13 protein-coding genes and 1 tRNA gene are annotated in these 17,614 nt (G+C 55.4%); 10 read left to right on the top strand and 4 right to left on the bottom strand.

Annotation, left to right across the window (positions count from 1 at the left end; all coding sequences use genetic code 11):
• Nucleotides 1-45 precede the first annotated feature (45 nt).
• From HZA73_07755 to secD, 4 genes are all read right to left on the bottom strand, one after another.
• Nucleotides 46-3,585 carry an Ig-like domain-containing protein gene (locus tag HZA73_07755; GenBank protein ID MBI5805925.1) on the bottom strand — a complete coding sequence of 1,180 codons (3,540 nt, stop codon included), beginning with the start codon at nucleotides 3,583-3,585 and terminating at the stop codon, nucleotides 46-48.
• Between the two features lie 12 nt (nucleotides 3,586-3,597).
• On the bottom strand, nucleotides 3,598-4,338 hold the full coding sequence (locus HZA73_07760) for a hypothetical protein (GenBank protein MBI5805926.1): 741 nt from the start codon (nucleotides 4,336-4,338) through the stop codon (nucleotides 3,598-3,600).
• Between the two features lie 176 nt (nucleotides 4,339-4,514).
• Nucleotides 4,515-5,447, bottom strand: coding sequence for a protein translocase subunit SecF (secF, locus tag HZA73_07765; protein ID MBI5805927.1), 933 nt, complete (start codon nucleotides 5,445-5,447; stop codon nucleotides 4,515-4,517).
• 12 nt (nucleotides 5,448-5,459) lie between these two features.
• Nucleotides 5,460-7,064, bottom strand: coding sequence for a protein translocase subunit SecD (secD, locus tag HZA73_07770; GenBank protein ID MBI5805928.1), 1,605 nt, complete (start codon nucleotides 7,062-7,064; stop codon nucleotides 5,460-5,462).
• Between the two features lie 653 nt (nucleotides 7,065-7,717).
• Here secD and tdh point away from each other — a divergent pair.
• The 10 genes from tdh (at nucleotide 7,718) to HZA73_07820 (ending at nucleotide 17,570) form a co-directional block, all read left to right on the top strand.
• Nucleotides 7,718-8,749, top strand: coding sequence for an L-threonine 3-dehydrogenase (gene tdh / locus HZA73_07775; protein MBI5805929.1), 1,032 nt, complete (start codon nucleotides 7,718-7,720; stop codon nucleotides 8,747-8,749).
• Between the two features lie 266 nt (nucleotides 8,750-9,015).
• A complete protein-coding gene (locus HZA73_07780; GenBank protein MBI5805930.1) occupies nucleotides 9,016-9,603 on the top strand; it encodes an acetate uptake transporter in 588 nt (195 codons plus the stop codon).
• Between the two features lie 57 nt (nucleotides 9,604-9,660).
• Nucleotides 9,661-10,161, top strand: coding sequence for a holo-ACP synthase (locus HZA73_07785; protein ID MBI5805931.1), 501 nt, complete (start codon nucleotides 9,661-9,663; stop codon nucleotides 10,159-10,161).
• 152 nt (nucleotides 10,162-10,313) lie between these two features.
• Nucleotides 10,314-12,014: an acetate--CoA ligase gene (gene acsA, locus HZA73_07790; GenBank protein ID MBI5805932.1), complete on the top strand. Its 1,701-nt coding sequence runs from the start codon at nucleotides 10,314-10,316 to the stop codon at nucleotides 12,012-12,014.
• 224 nt (nucleotides 12,015-12,238) lie between these two features.
• Nucleotides 12,239-12,496 (top strand): acyl carrier protein, encoded by a 258-nt coding sequence (locus tag HZA73_07795; protein MBI5805933.1) that lies wholly within the window; start codon nucleotides 12,239-12,241, stop codon nucleotides 12,494-12,496.
• 63 nt (nucleotides 12,497-12,559) lie between these two features.
• A complete protein-coding gene (gene kbl / locus HZA73_07800; GenBank protein ID MBI5805934.1) occupies nucleotides 12,560-13,807 on the top strand; it encodes a glycine C-acetyltransferase in 1,248 nt (415 codons plus the stop codon).
• A gap of 327 nt (nucleotides 13,808-14,134) precedes the next feature.
• Complete coding sequence (locus tag HZA73_07805) at nucleotides 14,135-14,806, top strand: hypothetical protein (protein ID MBI5805935.1); 672 nt, start codon at nucleotides 14,135-14,137, stop codon at nucleotides 14,804-14,806.
• A gap of 120 nt (nucleotides 14,807-14,926) precedes the next feature.
• A complete protein-coding gene (gene kbl / locus HZA73_07810; GenBank protein MBI5805936.1) occupies nucleotides 14,927-16,144 on the top strand; it encodes a glycine C-acetyltransferase in 1,218 nt (405 codons plus the stop codon).
• Nucleotides 16,145-16,259: 115 nt separating this feature from the next.
• Entirely contained in the window at nucleotides 16,260-17,252 is a 993-nt protein-coding gene (locus HZA73_07815) for a M23 family metallopeptidase (GenBank protein ID MBI5805937.1), read from the top strand.
• 241 nt (nucleotides 17,253-17,493) lie between these two features.
• Nucleotides 17,494-17,570, top strand: a tRNA-Val gene (locus HZA73_07820).
• Nucleotides 17,571-17,614: the final 44 nt, after the last annotated feature.

Raw genomic sequence — 17,614 nt, forward strand, 5'->3', positions numbered from 1 at the left:
AGCCCCGCTGTAAGCGGGGCTTTTTTTGCTGTCCCAAGGTAAATGTTATTTGATCAGGTTCATGGTCCGGGATGCCGAGGTTCCATTGACGGTCAACCGGTAGAAGTAAACGCCGGTGGCGGCCTGCCGTCCGGATTCATCCCGCCCGTTCCAGGAAACGGTGTAGCGGCCTGCCATCTGGGGACGGTTCACTATTGTCTTCACCAGCTGTCCGGCCACGTTGTATATCGCCAGTTTCACCGGTCCGTCAGCCGACAGCTGATAGCTGATGGAGGTATTGTCTCTTAGCGGGTTGGGCCTGTTCTGCGCCAGCAAGGTTACGGAAGGTAAAGCGAAGGAGCTTCCCAGCACGTCCTTGGCATAATCGGTTTGGCCCGCGACGATCTTGAATTCCCTGACCGTTTCACCGGGTTCAGGAGTAAAGCTATAAGTGTTGTTGTCTTTGATGTTCACCGAAACCTGGCGGCTAAGGTCGGCCAGGTAACACTCCGTTCCGGCCGGGAATTCCACCGGCAGGGTGATGGTCAATTTGGTCTGGCCGTTGCATTCAACTGCAAAGTCCCAGGTCTGGCCGTCGCCCAGTTCCGGGCGGATATCGGTGCAGAACTGATCTTCTACCAGCCGGAAGTAACCGGAGGTCCCGGTCAACCCGGAGGGCGGTTCGGGGTAATCGTACTGATCTCGTTGAAGCGAAGCATCGGAGCTGAGCCCAAAGTGATTGTTGTCCGAACCGTTTCCATTTTCCACAGTCACCAGGGCCTGCCAGCCGTTAGGTTGCTTGTTGACCGGGGCCTTACCTGATTTATTTACTCCGTTGGGATAGATCACCAGATCGGTTCCAAAGCCATTGTCATTGCGGAAACTAAAGCCCCTGCCGGGTGTAAAATCAAGGTTGTTGGCGAACACCTCCGAAGGATACAGCCACTTGGTCCCGTCGTAGTAATAAGGCCCTGCCACCATGCCTGGTATCGTCACATTCATCCAGTCGATATTGAACATGAAGGGGCTGCCGATGTCGGCCCAGCCAGGTTCCAGGATCAGGCTGCAGGGTTTGGACTGGTTAAAATTGCCGTAACTGCTGTCCGGTCCTTCAAAATTTATATTGGCTGTGCCGCCCAGCCTGTGCCGAAGCCAGTAAGCCTGTCCCAGCTTGTAGATGTTCCCGCTGCCAAAATTTGTTATTTCGCCGTAGTTTCCGCTACCCCAGATGAACAGGCGCCATTTGGTCTGGTCATAGTAGCCCAGTTCGTTTTCCAGCTGGCCGTAGATATTGGTCCCCCTGGCGTCGGCGGGGATGGATATCATGTGCCACTGGTCGTTGGGCACGGCTGTGCCGATCGGGGTGGTGCCTGTCTGGAAATGGACAGAGTGGATGTAATAGTCACCCATGGCCGGGTAATAGCTGTAATTTCCGGCGGAGTCGCTGGCCACGATCTGGTACTGCAGGCCGCGGGGGAGTACAGATGTGCCAGGGATGGGACATTCGTAGTTGGCGTTACCGCTATTATAACTCATCACGCTGTTGCCGGTGTAACCGCTATAGCCTGCCGGGCCCCAGTACAGGGTCACCTGGCCCATTGCGGCGTTGTCGGTGATATTGACGGTGAAAGTGAGTCCCGATCCGGCGTACAGCGCTCCGTAGTTGGTATTGGGCACTGAGATGCTGGGCGGGGTGGTGTCATCAACCTTGGTGGTAAAATACCAGGGATTGACGTGCCCATTCAGCGCAAAGTTGTTGCCGGCCAGGTCCTGGGCAGTATTGATGGTTGCGGTTATGGTGCTGTTAGAGGGGAAAGCAGCATGACTAATGATCACCGTGTCACCGCTGGCGCTCCAGTTGTAAAACCAGCTACCGGGATCAGGGTTGCAGCTAAAGGAGAAAGTGCCGGGGTTAATAGTCTCCGAAAACCCTAGAATGATATCGGCATTGGGGTCTATGTCTGTGTTGCCGTTGAAAGGGTAAGTTTGCACCAGTGAAGGCGCGGCCATGTCCAGGGTGAAGCTGGGATAGCTGTGATACCCGGACACGTTGCCGGCGGAGTCTATGGCCTCGACCCTCCAGAAGAAACGGGCATTGGTATAGCCATAGGCGCTTAGGTCTATAGTTGTGCCAGCTGACGTCAGGGTGGAATCATTGATTATCAAGTTGCTGAATGAATAGTCGCTGAGGGTGTCTACCTGGAACCGGTACCACTTGGCATCGGTTACGACAGACCATGAGAAATTAACGCTGGGATTATTGGTGTGCCAGCCGTCAGATGGGGTGGCCGGGTAGGGGGTGGATGGCGGGGTCAGGTCCAGGGTCAGCCTCCGCACCGGGGACCAGGAGGAGCTATCGGGGACTGCCCAGTCATAAGTTTTCACCCGCCAGTAAAAATCGCCTGCCGGAGAAAGAGTGACGCCGCCCAGGGAAGTGTCCGTGCCGGAATAGGATGTATAGTCGGCGATATCAATCGTCATAAATGTGGGATCCGAGGAGACCTGAATCCTGTATCCATCGGCGGCGGGCACCTCTCCCCAATAAAAAACGGGACTTTGATTGTTGATCAGGGCGTTGTTAAGGGGCCTTATCAGCGGCGGAAAGTTGGGGGCCAGAGGATGATACTGCCAAACGCTGTCGCACTGGGCGTTCATGCCTTTATCGAATCCCCCGAAGAAGTAGATGACATTGTTCACCCCGTAAGCGCCCGCCCGGATGATGCTCAGGGGCAGGGAGTCGCCCGGGGCCCAGGTGTCAGTCTGGGGATCGTAGATGTCAACCCGGCGGGTGACATTGCCGGACAGGTCGATGGTCCCTCCCATCACGTAGATCTTGTTGTTCAGCACGGCTCCGGTGGCCATCCAGCGGCCCGGTCCTGGCATGGAGGTCTTACCGCTCCATGATCCGCCGGAAAATGAAGTGTCGTATTGGATCACCGAGTTTAGCAGTGCTCCGCTGTTGGTCCGGCCGCCTATGACGTAGATGTGGTTTTCGCCGTCCGAGCCCAAAGCCTTGACCACCACCGCCTCGGTGCGGCTCTGGGGCATGGGGGTGGCGGCTGAGACCGTGCCGCCGTTCAGGCGGAGAATCTCTACGGTTGAGTCTACCGCACCGCCAAAACGGGTTCCGCCCACCGCGTAAAGATCATGATCTATCACCACCAGTCCGTGGTTCATCCGGGGGGTCTGCATCACCAGCCCGGGCACCGGATACCAGCCGGACATCCAGATGGGGTAATAGACGCTGTCGCCGTAAGCGCTCAGATCCTGAAGATAACCGCCGCAGGGGTATATAGTATCGTTGGTCCCGTTGGAGATGGTCACGGCCGCCAGGCCGTAAACCGGATGCGGATATTGGGGAATCCCCCAGGCCCCGTCGTGCCAGTTCTGGTTTCCGATCTCATAATAATAAACCCCGTTGATGGCGCTGCCGCCGCTGTTTCCCCCTATCACGGCTATCATGGTGCCGCCGGCCAACTGCAGGCCGGTTACCGCCATGTCGTCAATCGGTCCTTGGGGGAGATGACTTTCCATTTGCCAGTATCCGGCCAGGGAGGTCCCGGCGAACAGGCTGAGCAATGCGATCGTTATAAATATTTTCTTCATCTTTGTCTCTCCTTATGGCCTGGCTGGGGGGATTGGAATGGTGTTGTCAACCGGGGGTTCCTCGGTAGTTGGTGTGGTGGATGATCCGCCGGCCAGGGCCGCGGCCGCACCGCCGGCGCCCAGCAGTCCGATGCCTCCCCAGAACCACCATTTTTTGTAGATCGGTTTTCCGCTGGAGGCCGGTTCGGGCATAGCCTGGGCCACCGGCTTTTTCCCGGCCTTCTGATCCTGTTTGTTATCGGATTTCTGGGCCTTCTGGTCAGTGGCCACCGAGTTAGCCAGGGTATAGGCTACGGTCTTCATGGTGCTGGTCAAAAGCTTGTCGATCTCGCCGGTGTAGTCCTCGGTGACGCTGCGTTCTATCCGGCCGGTCTTGACGTCTATCATCCGCAGGTTTACCGTATAGGTCTTCCCCACCTTGCCCAAAGAGCCGCCGATGATCTTCTGTACCCCGATCAGCTGGCCGATCTCCACTGCGCAGGCATCGGTGTTGCAGGCGCCGCTCTGCTGAAAGCCCTGTTCCTTTAACACGTCCTGCATCTTGCCCCGCTCCATCACGTCGAAAGCCCCGGTGCGGAACAGCTCGGTGCGCAGCCGGTCGGAAAGGGCCGAGACCTCGTTCTCGGGCACGCCCTTGGGTTCCATGTCCATCACCGCCACGCTGGCCCGGGTCTGGCTCTGGGCCAGCGCCAGGGAGGCCGTGAGCGGTGAAAGCAGGATATTAAGCGCCAAAAAAACGGATATCCACTTCATTTTTGAGTTCGCTCCATTATGTTTTTTGTTTTATAACATTAGAAATATATCCAATTATGATACTATGAAAGGGGATTAAAGTCAACAATATTTGAGATTAATTTTGACTTAAAATCCGCCTCCGTATCAAATAAAAATCCCGGCATGATATGCCGGGATTTTTATGTAATGAAAAACTATTTCTTGCGCTTGATGGGGGATTTTATTTCCCAGTCCACCACCAGGCTGGCCACGATGAAGATGGAAGAGTAGGTGCCGATGATCAGTCCGAACAGCATGGGCTTGGTGAAATCGGACAGCACCCGTCCCGAGAAAAGCTGCAAGGCGATCAGCACCAGGAAGACCGACACTGCGGTGACCAGGGTCCGGGACAGGGTCTCATTGATGGACCGGTTCACCAGTTCGCCGTAGGTCTCCTTGTGGGGCTTCTTGACGTTCTCCCGGATCCGGTCGGCCACCACGATGGAATCGTTGATGGAATATCCGAGGATGGTCAGCAGCACCGCCATCGACTGCATGTTGAATTCCATGCCGGTCAGGGAGATGAAACCGATGGTGCAGGCCACGTCATGGAACAGGGAGATGATGGCCGCCACCCCGAACCGGAAGTCGAACCGGAAGTTGACATAGATCAGGATGAACAACAGGCCCACCAGGACCGCCCAAAGCGCCTTCAGCTGGAGTTCCTTGCCAATCTTGGGCCCCACGGTCTCGTCGCTGTCGACGGTCACCGCATTCTGCGGCAGCTTTTGGGTCAAAGCCTCGGCCATCTGCTGGCCCATGGACTGGTCCTTTCCCGCTGCGTCATTCTGAAGGCCGGTCCGGATCAGGAAGGCGTTCTTTATCTTGTCGGTGTCCTTGATCTTCTGGATCTCGGTGATGCTGAACCCGGCATCGGATAAAGCGGTCCGGACCTGATCTGTATTGACGGGCGCTTGGAAATGCACCTGAAGCAGGGTTCCTCCTGTAAAATCAACCCCCAGCTTCAGGCCCCCGTGGGCCAGCACCGAAACTATGGCCACCACGGTGATGGCGATGGAAAATATATAGGCTTTATACCGGTTGGGTATAAAGGCGAACTTGGGAATGCTTTTGAAAATTGAAATCATGCTGCTGTCTCCTTAAATGTATAGTTTGGACGTGTTCCACCTGACGGTGATCCAGTCAAAGATCAATCTGGTGACCACTACGGCGGTGAACATAGACACCAACAGGCCGATGATCAGCGAAACGGCGAATCCTTTGACCGGACCGGTCCCGAACCACAGCAGGGCCACCGAAGAGAAGAAGACCGTGGCGTTGGAATCCAAAATGGTGGTGAAGGCCTTGTCGTATCCGGCCTCGATGGCCGCCCGGACCGTTTTACCGGCCAGGATCTCCTCGCGGATGCGCTCGAATATCAGCACGTAGGTGTCAACCGCCATGCCGATGGTCAACGCCACGCCGGCGATGCCGGGCAGGGTCAGGGTGAAGCGGAAGGCGGCCATCACCGCCAGCAGTAGCACTGCATTCAGGCCCAGGGCCATCACGGCTATCAGCCCGCTCAGGCTGTAATAGGCGATCAGGAACAGGATCACGGCCGCGCCGCCGATCAGGGTGGCCTTCATGCCGTTGGAGATGGAATCCAGTCCCAGGGTCGGGCCCACCGAACGTTCTTCGATGATCTCCACCGGGGCTGGCAGGGCGCCGGCCCGCAGGATGATGGCCAGGTCTTTGGCCTGGTCGGGATTGGAGGAGGTGCCCAAGGTGATCTGCCCCCGCCCGTTGGGGATCCGCTCCTGGATGACCGGGGCCGACTTGACCACGCCGTCCAGCACGATGGCCAGCCGCCGTTTGACGTTGGCCGCGGTGACCCGGGAGAAGAGGGTGGCCGCCTGGCGCACCAGCACAAAGTCCACATAAAGCCCGCCGGGATTGTCGGCCGTGCCCACGCCCATCCTGGCCTCGGCCAGGGAGGCCCCGGTGATCTCGGGCTGTTTCTTCATCATATATAGCGGATAGCCCCGGAAGTTCTCGCCGCTGCTCTTCTCTCCCCACAGGAACTGGTAGTCCGGGGGGATGGCCGCTATCACCAGGGGATCGGCCAGCAGTTTTTCCACCAGGGGCTTGTCCTGCTCCATCACCATCAGTTCGCTGCCGGTGGGGGCCAAAAGCGCGCTGAATGGCTTGTCCTCAAGTCCCAGCATGGCGCTGTCGGAGACGGTCTTCCGGGTCTTGTCGGACAGCAGGGCCTTGTCTATCCTATCCAGCACCTCCATGGTCACCTTGTCCTCCTGGACCAGCTTGAATTCCAGCAGGGCGGTGGTCCCGATCAGGCCCCGGGCCCGGTCCTTGTCCACCCCCGGCAGCTGGACCACTATCCGGTCGCTGCCCTGTTTCTGAATGGAGGGCTCGGCCACGCCGAACTGGTCAACCCGGTTGTTGATGATCTCCAGCGCCCGGTCGGTGGCGTCGGACATCTCCTTTTCGGTAACATCGGCCGGTTCCTTGCCCATGGCCTTGGCCAGGCCCTTGCGGTTGATCTCCATCACCAGGTGCATGCCGCCCTTAAGGTCCAGGCCCAGGTGGATGGCCTTGGTGTAAAGCCGGTTCAGCTCCTCGCGGGGCATTTCGGCCTTCTGGGTCTCGGTCAAACCCTGCAGCTTGAATGTGGGGATCAGCTGCCAGACGGCCGCCGCCAAAAGTACCACAGTAAGCAAGGCTTTCCAAAGATTGGCTTTTCTCATCGCCTTAAACTAAGCTCCTATCCTTAAGTGATAATGATTGTATTTTTGACAGTAAACCATTATTTTAGCCTAAATTACAAGGTCTTGTCAAGTATAATCGGACATTTCCATTTTACCATTGACATCCCAAATTTATCGTGATATTCTTAGGCCGGATCCGGGATATAAGGGTTGACCGGACCGCAACCTGCCGGGCAAAAATTGAAAATACTTACAAATGCCTACATATTCTTTTTCTTTTTTGTGCCGCCAACTAAGAAAAAGAACCAAAAAGCCACGCCTTTGGCGGGCCCCGCATTATTAATGCCATTGTGGCGGGGAAAAAGCTCGTCGCTTAAAACTCTCCGGGCCACGCTTACGCCCTGCCTACGTATAGCTTCGGCGGGCAAGCAGGGCTTCAGCGGGCCCGCGCTGCGCTTCTCGTTGCCGGCGGGCTTGTCTGAACTCGGGTTTTGGCTAAGCCCTCAAACATGCAGACAAGCTTTTTCCGCCATCAACTGCGATGCTCGCTGATCGTGATTCGATAAACTCATCACAAGTTTTTAACGCGACAACCGGGGTTGGTAAGTATTGTTCCCCGTGTGTCCTGAGCTGATTGGATAAGCATTTACTTACAATATCATAAAATCATTTAAAATTTGAGGAGGGATCAAATGCGCGCCCTGGTAAAAAACGAGCGGGCACCGGGCCTGACGATGATGGACGTACCCCTGCCGGAGATGGGACCCAACGATGTGCTTATCCGCATTCACAAATCCGCTATTTGCGGCACCGACATGCATATCTGGAACTGGGACCCATGGGCCCAGAAGACCATTCCCGTTCCGATGCATGTGGGGCACGAATACGTGGGGGTCATTGAAAAAGTAGGCAGCGCCGTCACCGGGTACAAGGGGGGCGAGCGGGTGACGGGCGAGGGCCATCTGGTTTGCGGCCATTGCCGCAATTGCCGGGCGGGCAAGCGCCATCTCTGCCCCAACACCACCGGCGTCGGCGTCAACCGGCCGGGATCGTTCGCTGAATATCTGGCCATCCCGGCGGAGAACGTCTTTCCGGTGCCGGACAGCATCCCCGACGAGGTGGTCTCGATCTTCGATCCTTACGGCAACGCGGCCCATACCGCGCTCTCCTTCGACATGGTGGGGGAGGACGTGCTGATCACCGGGGCCGGCCCCATCGGCATCATGGCCGTGGCCATCGCCCGGCATGTGGGGGCCTGCAATGTGGTGATCACAGACGTCAATGATTACCGCCTGGACCTGGCCAAGAAGCTGGGGGCCACCCGGGCCGTGAATGTGGCCAGGGAAGACCTGAAGACGGTGATGCGCGACCTGGGGATGACCGAGGGATTTGACGTGGGACTGGAGATGTCGGGCAACGGAGCCGCCTTCCGCAGCATGCTTGATGCCATGCTCAACGGAGGGCGCATAGCGATGCTGGGGATCATGGGCGAGAACGAGGCCATCGACTGGGGCAAGGTCATATTCAAAGGCCTGTTCCTGAAGGGCATCTACGGCCGGGAGATGTACGAGACCTGGTACAAGATGACCGCTATGATCCGCTCGGGGCTGGATATCAGCCCGGTCATCACCCACCGTTTTCCCATAGAGGAGTTCAAATCGGGGTTCGAGGTCATGGGCAGCGGCAGATCAGGCAAGGTTGTTTTGGACTGGGGGGTGAAATAAGCACCCGCCTGTTAGAGCCAAAGGACTAAGCCAAGGGCTTTGACGCGGACAAGAAGAGGATGAAATCATAACAGCTCTTCTTGATAAGATAGAAATGGTCGAAGTTGGAACATTCAAACGCCCCGGCTTTCCGGGGCGTTTGAATGTCTTATATTATTGCATTAAAGCCGATATTTTGGTATCATTAAGAATTATATCCTTTCAATTATCCCGGCATTAAAACAAAACAAATATAACCATTAATCTAATCATTCAGGAGACGCTGCATGGACAACGCCACCAGGATCCAGGACACCACCGCCAATCCCGCCCCCCTCGGACTGATGGGTTTCGGCATGACCACCATATTGCTAAACCTTCACAATGCCGGGTTCTTCGGCCTGGACAGCGCCATTCTGGCCATGGGCCTGTTCTACGGCGGCATCACCCAGCTGATAGTCGGCATCATGGAATGGAAGAAGGGCAACACTTTCGGCACGGTAGCCTTCACCTCTTACGGAGCCTTCTGGATCACCCTGGTGGGCCTGATGGTGATGCCCAAGCTGGGCTGGACCGAGGCCCCGTCAGCGGCCTCCATGGCCAGCTATCTCTCGGTCTGGGGTTTCTTCTCGTTCCTATTGTTCATCGGCACCCTCAGGCTGAACAAGGCCCTGCAGCTGGTGTTCGGGACCCTGGTGGTCCTGTTCTTCCTGCTGGCGGCGGGCAAGGCCACCGGGAATGCCGCCATCCTTACCTTTGCCGGGTACGAGGGCATCGTCTGCGGTCTGTTGGCCATGTACGCCGCCGCCGCCCAGGTCTTCAACGAGATGCACGGGAAAGTGGTGCTGCCGCTGGGCCCTGTCAAGGTTTCCTAACTGGTTCCTGCCTGGCTTCGACTGAACCGGTGGTTGAGTGCCCCGCCGGGCTTCGATATGGCCTCCAATCACTCAGCCATCGGCGGGGTGTATCGAAACCACCGGTGCTCAGCCAACGGCAGGAAGTATCTAGTGACATCAGTTGACTTTGAAATTCACAGATGCTATAATTTTTTACTGGTAACCAAGATGGTGATCGGCATCGGGGCAGATATCGTGGCGGTGGACCGGTTCAGAACGCTTAAGGACAAGGAGGAATTCCTGGCCCAGGTCTTTTTGCCCGAGGAACTGTCCCGCGCACCCAAGGCAAACCGGGACCGGTTCTACGCCTCGCTGTTCGCCGTCAAGGAGTCGGTCTTAAAGGCCCTGGGATGCGGCCTGAGCCGGGGGTCTTTCTGGCACGATATACGGATCTCCAAGGACATGCGGGCAGTCATCACCGGACCCCTGATGAGGTTTGTACCGGATGGTTCAAACCCGGACATCATGGTCAGCCATTCCAGCACCCGGGAATACGCCACGGCCTATGTAATAATTGAAACTAAAACCAATAAATGACTCTTACCACGGAAACACTGAATTTACGGAATAATTATGCAGGTGCATTTTAATGTATTGCATTTTTCCGGTTTTTCTTTTCTTTCCGTGGTTCTGTGGTAGGTTTCCTAAATAATCCAAAGGAATAAAAATATTAACTTGGGAGAAACGGCATGAGCAACATCGGTTCCTACGAGGATCGTTACAAGAGCTTCGACTGGAAACTTTCGGAACAGGAGCTGGAGTACGGAAAGAACGGGCAGTACAACATAGGTTATTACTGCAGCGACCGGATCTGCGAAAAGGGTTTTGGCTCAAAGCTGGCCCTGATCTGGGAGGGGTTCACCGGCGAGATCAAGAAATACACCTACGACGACATCCGGGCTTACAGCAACACCACCGCCAAATTCCTGCAGGACCAGGGGGTCAAGCCGGGCGACCGGGTCTGCCTGTTCATGGACAAGATCCCCGAGCTCTACATCTGCTTCCTGGGCATCTTAAAGATGGGGGCCATAGCCCAGCCGCTGTTCTCGGCCTTCGGCGAAGAGTCCCTGATCACCAGGCTGGACGACGCCAAGACCAAGGCGGTGCTGACCACTCGTAAACACGTGGGCAAGGTCCGCCGGATCCGCAAGGACCTGCCGGAGCTGGCCACCATCATCATCGTGGACGCCGACGACAAGCCGCTGAACGCCGGGGAGGCCGCCTTTGCCATGGAAAAACTTCCCCGGGTGGAAAAGTTCGACATCGTAAAAGTTGAGCCCGAGACCCCCTCGGTGCTGCACTACACCTCGGGCACCACCGGAAAGCCCAAGGGGGCCCAGCACGTCCACAATTCTTTGGTGGCCCAGTACATCACCGCCAAGTGGGTGCTGGATCTGAAACCGGAGGACATCTACTGGTGCACCGCCGATCCCGGCTGGGTCACCGGCACCTCCTACGGCATCATCGGGCCCTGGGCCAACGGGGTCACCCAGGTGGTGCTGGACGCCGGTTTCAGCGCCCAGAACTGGTACACCTTCATCGAGAAGATGAAGGTCACCATGTGGTACTCGGCCCCCACCGCCATCCGGATGCTGATGAAGGAGGGGGTGGAGGCGGTCAAGAAGCACAACCTCTCCACTCTCCGCCACCTGTGCAGCGTGGGCGAGCCGCTGAACGCCGAGGCCGTGATCTGGTCGGAGAAGGCCTTCGGCCAGCCGTTCTACGACACCTTCTGGCAGACCGAGACCGGGGCCATGATGATCTGCAACTATCCCGGGATGAAGGTCAAGCCCGGCTCCATGGGCAAGCCCTTCCCCGGCATCACCGCCACCGTGGTCAACCCCAAGACCTTCGAGCCGGTGAACCATCCCGGCACCGTGGGGCTGATAGCCTTCAAGCCCGGCTGGCCCTCCATGATGCGGGCCTACTGGAACAACAAGGAGACCTACGACGGCAAGTTCAAGAACGGCTGGTACCTTTCGGGCGACCGCTCCAGCATCGACGCCGACGGCTACTACTGGTTCGTGGGACGGGATGACGATGTCATCAACACCGCCGGCCACCTGGTGGGGCCGTTCGAGATCGAGTCCGCATTGCTGGAACACCCGGCGGTGGCCGAGTCGGCCGCGGTGGGCAAGCCAGACCCCCTGAACATGGAGGTGGTCAAGGCCTTCATCGCCCTCAAGCCGGGCTTCAAGGCCGACAGCGACCTGGAGATGGACATCATGAACTTCATCCGCAAGAAGCTGTCGCCTTTAGCCATGCCCCAGGAGATAGAGTTCATGGCCTCGATGCCCAAGACCCGGAGCGGAAAGATTATGCGCCGGATGCTGCGGGCCAAGGAGTGGGGCGAGGAGATCGGAGACATAAGCACCCTGGAAAACGACTAGGAACGTGAACCATCCGCAGATTACGCAGATTGCCGCAGATAACTCTTATTTAAAAGCGGATGTATCTGTGAAGCTGGGATAGGCCGGAAAACATCGCTAAATAAAACGATCCACGGATTATGGCAGTGAGTCACGGATGGCAGTTAAATTTGAAAAATAAATCTGTGTTAATCTGTAAAATCTGCGGATAAAGATAACAATCGCCCAAAACTAAGGAGACTACAATGTCAGACGAAATCAAGAAAATGATCATCGAATACGTCAAAAAAGAGTACCTGGACGAGGATTCAGACACGGAGATCAAGGAAGACACCAAGTTGATCTCCAGCGGCATCGTGGACTCGTTCTCCATGGTCTCTTTGAAGACCTACCTGGAAAAGAAGTTCCAGATCAAGCTGCCGGACGAGGACGCCACCCCCGAGGCCTTCGACTCGGTCAACAACATCATCGAGCTGATCAGGAAATTCGGAGCCAAGGTCTAAACTTAATTACTAATTCAAAATTCTGAATTCGAAATTCAGTATTCAGATTATAAGGGAGGTAAGATGGCCTACAGTTCCAAAGCCAGGGATTTCTATTCCGGAGAACTCCAGGGGATGAAGGACAAGGGGATCTTCAAGGAAGAACGATACATCCAGTCGCCCCAAGCCGCCAGTATCAAGGTGGAATACCCCAAGGGGGCCGAGCCCAAGCAGGTGCTGAACTTCTGCGCCAACAACTACCTGGGGCTTTCCAGCCACCCCGACGTGGTCAAGGCGGCCCACGAGGCCCTGGATTCCCGGGGCTACGGGCTGTCCTCGGTCCGCTTCATCTGCGGCACCCAGGACATCCACAACGAGCTGGAGATCAAGATGAGCGAGTTCCTGGGCATGGAGGGCACCTGCCTGTTCCCCTCCTGCATGGAAGCCAACGCCGGGCTGTTCGACGTGGTGCTCTCGCCCGAGGACGCCATGATCTCGGACCGGCTGGTCCACGCCTCCATCGTCGACGGGCTGAAGCTGTGCAAGGCCCAGATGTTCAACTACAAGCACAACAGCATGTCCCACCTGGAGGAGAAACTGCAGGAGGCCCAGAGCTGCCGCCTGCGGATGATCATCACCGACGGGGTGTTCTCCATGGACGGCGACATCGCGCCCCTGGATAAGATCTGCGACCTGGCCGACAAGTATGATGCCATGGTGATGGTGGACGACTCCCACGCCACCGGATTCATCGGCAAGACCGGCCGGGGCACCCACGAGTACCACAATGTGATGAAGCGGGTGGACATCATCACCACCACCTTCGGCAAGGGTTTGGGCGGCGCCACCGGCGGCTCGGTCAGCGGACCGAAGGAGATCGCCGAGATGTGCCGGCAGCGGGCCCGTCCCTACCTGTTCTCCAACACCATGCCCCCGGCGGTGGTGGCCGGATCGCTGAAGGTGCTGGAGATCCTCTCCAAATCCACCGACCGCAGGGACAAGCTGGAGAAGAACACCGCCTACTGGAGGGCAGGCCTGACCAAGGCCGGTTTCGACCTGAAGCAGGGCGACACCCCCATCGTCCCGGTGATGCTGTACAACGCCAAGCTGGCCCAGGACATCGCCCGCGACCTGTACCACGAGGGGATCTACGTGACGGGCTTCTTCTTCCCGGTGGTGGCCCAGGGCCAGGCCCGGATAAGGACCCAGATCTCGGCCGGACATGAGATGGAGCATTTGGACAAGGCCCTGGCGGCCTTTACCAAGATCGGCCAGAAGTACGGGATCCTGGGGCTGAAGAAGGACGAGATCATAGCCAAGTACGGGCTGTAGGATTCCCCATCCGCAGATGACGCAGATCATCGCAGATTATACAATTATATTGGCTTACGTGTCATTGCGAGAAGGCCCAGTAGTTGACGAGTGAAGCAATCTAGACTATAATACAAGCCGTAATTTAGAGAGTTAATCCGCCGAAGCTGCCTAGGCCTATGCGTAGGAGGATAACAATGCGGCGGGAAGGGATTTAACTCCCGTCCCGCCGTTTGTGCTTACTTATGTTGGCAATCTTTAGTATTAATGGTTACTATCCTATGATGAGCTTAAACAATAATGTTGTTAATATTACATTTACAACAGATATTGAGGTTAGGAGACAGTATGAGTCTTAAAAATATTATTCCGAAAAATGTTGTTCCGAACGTTTGGGATAAAACATTAGTTATTGCTAATATTGTTCTTGTTGTTGTCACCGCTGCTTATATGCTGTTGACCGGTTGCATGGTTGATGAAATGAAAAGGCAGAATACAATGCAACGTCAAGCGTATTTAACATCGTTGTGTCCGTATCTGTTTTATGATGCGGATTCCATTAATGTTACTAAAACAAAGATAGAAGGCAAAGAGATTATAACGTTTTTTAGTGCGTGCCATCTTAATAATGAGGGCAACACACCGGCCGAGATTGTTTTAAAATCAGAAAGTTTATATAAGTACGGTATGGATAGCCTCAATTTAAGAGATACAATACTAATAAATTTTTCAAAAATTGAGGAAGCGAAAGAGTCTTTTTTCCCCAACTATATAGCACCACATAAATCTTTTCATTATTATATTCAGAAAAAAATTAACAATAACGATTACAGCATAGATAAAAATGGAATAACATTTTTGCACATTCTAATTATTTACCGTGATAATTTCAATTCCTATCATGATATATATTTCATATCAAAAATATCGTTAACCAATAAGGTACAATATATGCCAACTACTGATTTGCATGATTACACAGAAAGTGAAATAAAGTATATATTGAAACGCTTGCATTAAAATTGATAAAATAATGTAAACGCATATCTTTATATTTTACAAAATCAATAGGCAGAACCGATTCCATTTGTTTAACTTTTTTCTTTCACATATAACACAAGGGGTAATCACCGACTCATCATGGCACTTCACATCAAGGTAAAGGAATTTTACCGCAAGGAACTGGTGGAGCTGCAGGACGCCGATCTCTTCAAGGAGGAGCGCTATATCCACACGCCGCAGGCGGCCAGCATCAAGGTAGAGTACCCGCCCAACTCGCCCCATAAGGAGGTCATCAATTTCTGCGCCAACAACTATCTGGGCCTCTCCAGCCACCCGGCCATCGTGGCCGCGGCCAAGCAAGGCCTGGAGGAACGGGGCTTCGGGCTGTCCTCGGTCAGGTTCATCTGCGGCACCCAGGACAAGCACAAGGAACTGGAACGGAAGATCTCCAAATTTTTGGGCATGGAGGACGCCATCCTGTATTCCTCCTGCTTTGACGCCAACCTGGGCGTGTTCGAGGCTCTTTTAGGCGAGGAGGACGCCCTGATCTCGGACGAGCTGAACCACGCCTCCATCATCGACGGCATCCGGCTGTGCAAGGCCGAGCGGCGCCGCTTCAAGCACATGGACATGCACGACCTGGAAAACCATTTAAAGCAGACCATGAACAAGCGCTTCCGGATGATCGTCACCGACGGGGTCTTTTCCATGGACGGCGACCTGGCACCTTTAGAACAGATCTGCAACCTGGCCGAGGAGTACGAGGCCATGGTGCTGGTGGACGAGAGCCATGCCAGTGGGTTCGTGGGTCCCACCGGCCGCGGCACCCACGAGCATTTCGACGTGATGGGCCGGGTGGACATCATCACCACTACCTTCGGCAAGGCTTTGGGCGGGGCCTCGGGCGGCTGCGTCAGCTCCAGCAAGGAGATCATCGATCTTTTAAGACAGCGCTCCCGGCCCTACCTGTTCTCCAACACCATCAGCCCCTCAGTAGTGGCCGCCACCATCAAGGCTATTGAGATGATGCAGGGCTCCACCGCCCTGCGCGATAAGGTGATGGAGAACGCCAAATACTTCCGGCAGAAGATGGCGGAGGCCGGCTTTGCAATCCGGGAGGGGATTCACCCCATAGTGCCCATCATTTTGCACGAGGCGGAGATCGTCCAGCAGATGTCCCGGATGCTATACGACGAGGGCATCTACGTGATAGGGTTCTTCTACCCGGTGGTGCCGCGGGGCCGGGCCAGGATCCGGGTGCAGATCTCGGCGGCGCACGAGCGGGAGCATTTAGACAAGGCCATCGCGGCTTTTACCAAGGTGGGGAAGAAACTGGGGGTACTGAAACCTAATTAACCACAAAAGGCACAAAAGACACAAAAAATAGTGAATGGTAAATCGTAAATTGTGATCTGTGTCTTGGTGGCACTTCGACAAGCTCAGTGCACCGCTTAGTGGCGAAAGGTAAACTATGATCTTCAAAAAGTCTTATTCCTTCATCATCTTGCCGCACCACGGCGAGCAGGGAAAATCCGTGTTCTTCCACTCGCAGTGGTTGAACGCCATCCTGCTCATCACCGTGGCGGGGCTGGGTGTTTCCGTCTTTTTCATCGCCCGGCATCTGCTTTATCACCACAAGCTCAAGACGGCCTTCGAGCCCACCTTCAAGGAGAACGAGGTCCTTAGGGAGGAGCGCAAGGGCTACGGCCAGGTAAAGGATTCCCTGTCCCACGACATCTCCACGCTGCAGGCCCAGCTTAAAAAGGAGCGCTCGGTCTACCTGTCCTCGGTCAACGGTCTGGCCCGGGAACTGGACAACCTTAAAAAACTGGCCATCAAGGTCAAGATCCAATCCGGTTTCAAGTCCTCCAACATTGTGGACGAGAACGAGGCGGCCGGCGGCCCGGCCGGCGAGAGGACGTACATCGGCTGGCAAGACGTCAACCAGCCGATAGATCCCGGCCCGCTGGAACAAAAAGTCCGACCGGGGATAGGGGAACAGAGCGTAGAACTCAAGGCGATCGACGCCTACCTTTCCACCAAGGAATCCCTGGTCTCAGACACCCCGGAACTGGCCCCGCTGTTCGGCCGGATGACCTCCAACTTCGGGGTCAGGCGCTGGCGGCGCAGCGGCCACACCGAGAACCATGCCGGGCTGGATATTGCAGTTCCCAAAGGTACGCCGGTCTATTCCCCGGCCGAGGCGGTGGTGATCTATGCCGGCCGCAAGGGGGATTACGGTAACCTGATAGAGTTGGACCACGGGAACGGCTATACAACTCGTTTTGGTCATCTCTCTTTGATAGAAGTGGAAATAGGGGACAGGGTGATCAAGGGGCAGATCATCGGGGCGGTGGGCTCCACCGGCCGGTCAACCGGTCCTCATCTTCATTACGAGGTCAGGTTTCAGGGGAAGGCCATAGATCCGATAGGCTATTTAGGGTCGGTAGGACAAAAGCAATAAAACTCTAATTTCCTGCTTGACTTTAAGAGCATAATTTGTTATAGTTTAAACTGATAGACTGTCCAGTACATCAAAAACACCCATTTACCGAAAATCGGAACTACCACAAGATTCGTGTTTATAAAAGTTGCTTAAGAGACCCATATAGTCATTTGTAACGCATTCATAACATTGGCATTGGGCGTTCTTCGCTGGCACAACAAGATGACAAATTCAGGATTAGGGTGAAATATTATTCTACGGGCGATTAGCTCAGTTGGTTAGAGCGTCTGCTTTACACGCAGAAGGCCGGGGGTTCGAGCCCCTCATTGCCCACCACATTTGTGCAAAAATATTTGCACAATGCAAAGATTGCAGAAAGC

It is taken from the genome of candidate division TA06 bacterium, from assembly GCA_016235665.1.
Lineage (GTDB): Bacteria > Edwardsbacteria > AC1 > AC1 > EtOH8 > UBA5202.